This window comes from Georgenia sp. Z1491 (genome assembly GCF_049856175.1).
Taxonomy (GTDB): domain Bacteria; phylum Actinomycetota; class Actinomycetes; order Actinomycetales; family Actinomycetaceae; genus JB111.
Window position 1 is genome coordinate 1 of record NZ_JBNDNA010000033.1, and the last position, 3,449, is coordinate 3,449.

At 66.1% G+C, this 3,449-nt stretch carries 2 protein-coding genes and 2 pseudogenes; 3 read left to right on the forward strand and 1 reads right to left on the reverse strand.

From position 1 onward, the window contains the following. Positions 1 to 156 precede the first annotated feature (156 nt). Positions 157 to 1,371 carry a hypothetical protein gene (locus ACPYO4_RS16250; RefSeq protein ID WP_425710291.1) on the forward strand — a complete coding sequence of 405 codons (1,215 nt, stop codon included), beginning with the start codon at positions 157 to 159 and terminating at the stop codon, positions 1,369 to 1,371. A 194-nt stretch (positions 1,372 to 1,565) separates the two neighbouring features. On the opposite strand, the pseudogene ACPYO4_RS16255 reads toward ACPYO4_RS16250, so the two are convergent. Further along, positions 1,566 to 1,736 (reverse strand): annotated as a pseudogene (locus tag ACPYO4_RS16255) (IS3 family transposase); the annotation flags it as partial. Between the two features lie 273 nt (positions 1,737 to 2,009). Here ACPYO4_RS16255 and ACPYO4_RS16260 point away from each other — a divergent pair. Together ACPYO4_RS16260 and ACPYO4_RS16265 are read left to right on the forward strand one after the other, a co-directional pair. After that, positions 2,010 to 2,630 (forward strand): annotated as a pseudogene (locus tag ACPYO4_RS16260) (ISL3 family transposase); the annotation flags it as partial. Positions 2,631 to 2,727: 97 nt separating this feature from the next. Then, positions 2,728 to 3,449, forward strand: a 722-nt coding sequence (locus tag ACPYO4_RS16265; RefSeq protein ID WP_425710292.1) for a transposase, incomplete at its 3' end; no start/stop codon positions are given.

Here is a 3,449-nt window from a genome sequence, read left to right on the forward strand (position 1 = left end):
TCAAGGCCGCCGGTCGACGTGTGCTCTCGCCTGACATGAACCGGGGTCGCTTCCCTGGTGCCTGAAATCAGCTGAAGCACTCTGGGGTGAGGAATCGAGACTCTGAGAAGCCGGTAGGAGCACGCGAACTGACAACGCAGAAGGAGTCGACTTTTGATGACTCACAAGAGTGAACCCATCGGGGCGACGCAAAGCCCGACGGGGGAGATAGTGGTCGGGGTGGTGGCCGATCCGGTCGCCACCACCCTGACAGTCGCGAAGCATCTCGAACGGGAACTGCCTGGCCTACTCGCCGAGCAGCTCTCTGACGGTCACTGGAGAGTGGAGGTGCACCGAGAGAGGTTGCCTCCCAGTGACGAGAAGCGGTTCGAGATGATGGACCTGGCAGTCGAGCGTAAGCGGGAACATGGCTGGGACCTCGCGGTATGCGTGACCGACCTCCCACTGATGATCGACCGGCGCCCCGTCGTCGCTGACGCCGACCACAGTCGGAACGTGGCGGTGGTTTCACTGCCGGCCTTCGGGGCCATGAGCCTACGAAGGCGAGTTTCAGAGGTGGTGACACAGCTCATTGGGGACATGCGCGGCGGGACCACTCCGAAGGACGGGTCCCAGGCGCATCGGCGGTCACGGGTCCCGGCTCTGGGCGGCGCCTTCGAGCGGACGACCCCAGACCAAGACGGGGTCGACGTCCGTATCTTCGCGAACCGCGGGCGTCTGCGGCTGCTCGTGGGAATGGTCCGGGATAATCGTCCGTGGCGGCTGGTCTCCGGTCTCCGAGGGGCGTTGGTGGGAGCGTTCGCGTTCAGCGCGTTCTATCTGTTGAACACCACGCTGTGGGAACTCGCACTCACCATGGCAGCGTGGCAGCTGGTCGCCGTCGTCGTTGCCTCGATTACGGCGATGATCACTTGGCTCATCGTCTATCACCGCCTCTGGGAACGAGCCAAAGATCTGCCGCCGCAGGAACGTGAGCGAACGGTGCTGTTCAACGCGTCGACTGTCTTGACCCTCGCTATTGGGCTGACGTGCGGCTATGCGGGGCTGTTCGTCCTGAACCTGACTGCCGCGCTGATCGTTTTCACTCCGGAGGTGTTCAGCCAGTACGCCGGAGACGAATACGGACTGGGCGAGTATCTACTGGTGACCCTGTTCGCGACCGCCGCTGCGACGATCGCGGGTGCGATTGGGTCTGGCTTCGAAAGTGAAGAGTCGGTGCACGAGGCCGCCTATAGCTACCGGGAGCGCGCACGGCGCGAGGCGCTGCGCCGCTCACGCAGCGCAGAGAACAACGACAGCGCGGTCCACGACGCGGCGCAGAACGACGACACATCTCGTGCAGAGGACTCCGATGCAGGCCCGGACCACTGAGGAGCCAATAGGTCGTTGGCGGATGGTGGGGCTCAAGTTCTTGGCGTACGTAAGCCCTGCCCGAATGAATTCCCGCTGAGGGATCCCTCAACGAGCTACTACTTTCGTTTTTGGTACGACATAGAAGCGATCACCATAGCCATACCCGCAACGCTGATAAGGGACTGCCGCACGGATAGGCGACAGTTGGGGTGTCAGGCCGCGAGGGCGGCCGGGTTCATGATGGTTTCGTATTCGATGGGGGTCAATCGGCTCAGGCGGGCCTGTCGGCGGCGTCGGTGGTAGGTCCTCTCGATCCAGGTGATGATGGCGGTCCGGAGCTCTTCTCGGGTCCGCCAGTGCTTGCGATCCAGGAAGCTTTCCTGGCTCTTCCCAGATGAGGGTGTAGGTCGGCCGGGCGCGTCGGTCCGCAGGTAGACGTCGAGGTCTCCCGACGATGGAGGTTCCTACGCCATCCATCCGAAAGACCTCGACGTGACCGACGCTACCCCGCCGGCCGGTTTCGGGGCTCTTCCGGATTGAGGGTGTAGACGGCCTGGCGCGGTGGTGAGCGAGGTGCCGGCGTGTCAGCGTCCAGATAGGGGTCGAGGTCTTCCGATGATGGGGGTTCTCACGCCACCCACCGGGAAGACCTCGACGTGCCTGACGCTACCTTCGCCCGCCCTGATCTGACCACGTTCGCTCGTCTGGACGAGCTCGGCTTGGAGGTCGTCGGCCAGCGCATCGAGCCTGGTCGGGCGGTCCTGGCCTGCCGGGTCGTCGAACCGGACAGCTGGTGCCGGCGGTGCGGGTGCGAGGGCGTCGCGCGGGACACCGTCACGCGCGAGCTCGCTCACGAGCCGCTGGGGTGGCGTCCCACGACGCTGGAGGTGAGGGTGCGTCGGTACCGGTGCACGGGCTGCGGGCACGTGTGGCGTCAGGACACGACCGCCGCGGCCGAGCCGCGCGCGCGGCTCTCCCGCCGCGGGTTGCGGTGGGCGCTGGAAGGGATCGTGTGCCAGCACTTGAGTGTCGCTCGTGTCGCCGAGGGGCTGGGGGTCTCGTGGAACACCGCCAACGCCGCGGTCCTGACCGAAGGACGCCGCGTCCTCATCGATGATCCGACCCGGTTCGACGGCGTCAGCGCCATCGGTGTCGACGAGCATGTCTGGCGCCACACCCGCCGCGGCGACAGGTTCGTGACCGTGATCATCGACCTCACCGCTGTTCGCGAGGGGACCGGCCCGTCCCGGCTGCTGGACATGGTGGCTCTTCGCAGTTGAGGGTGTAGAGAGGGTGCGTGTGGCGGTAGCCGGGTAGGGGTCGAGGTCCCCCGATGATGGAAGTTCCTACGCTCGCCATCCGGAAGACCTCGACGTGTTCAACGCTACCTATGCCGCGCCGTGCCTCACCACGTTCTGCCGCCTCGATGAACTTGGTCTCGAAGCTGTGGGACAACGTCTTGAGACGGGTCGGGCGGTGATCGAGTGCCGCGTCGTCGAGGACGATCCGTGGTGCCGGGCGTGCGGGGCGCAGGGCGTGCCGCGGGACACGGTGGTTCGTCGGCTTGCGCATGAGCCGTTCGGACGACGGCCCACGGTCCTGCATGTGCGGGTGCGCCGTTACCGATGCGAGCACTGCCGGAAGACGTGGCGGCAGGACACCACGGCGGCAGCAGCCCCGCGGGCGAAGATCTCTCGCGGCGGGCTGGACTGGGCGCTGGGGGCGATCGTCGTCGACCATCTCACTGTCTCGCGGGCCGCGGCCGGTCTCGGGGTGTCGTGGCATACCGCGAACAGCGCGATCATCGCCGAGGGCAGGCGGCGTCTGATCGACGACGCCGCCCGATTCGACGGGGTGACCACGATCGGTGTCGACGAGCACGTCTGGCGCCACACGCGATTGGGCGACACGTACGTCACCGTGATCATCGATCTCACCCCCGTCCGCGAGAAGTCTGGTCCCGCCCGGCTGCTGGACATGGTCCAGGGCCGCTCGAAGGCCGTCTTCAAGCAGTGGCTCGCGGGTCGCCCGAAGCAGTGGCGGGACGGGGTCGAGGTGGTCGCGATGGATGGGTTCAGCGGGTTCAAGACCGCTAG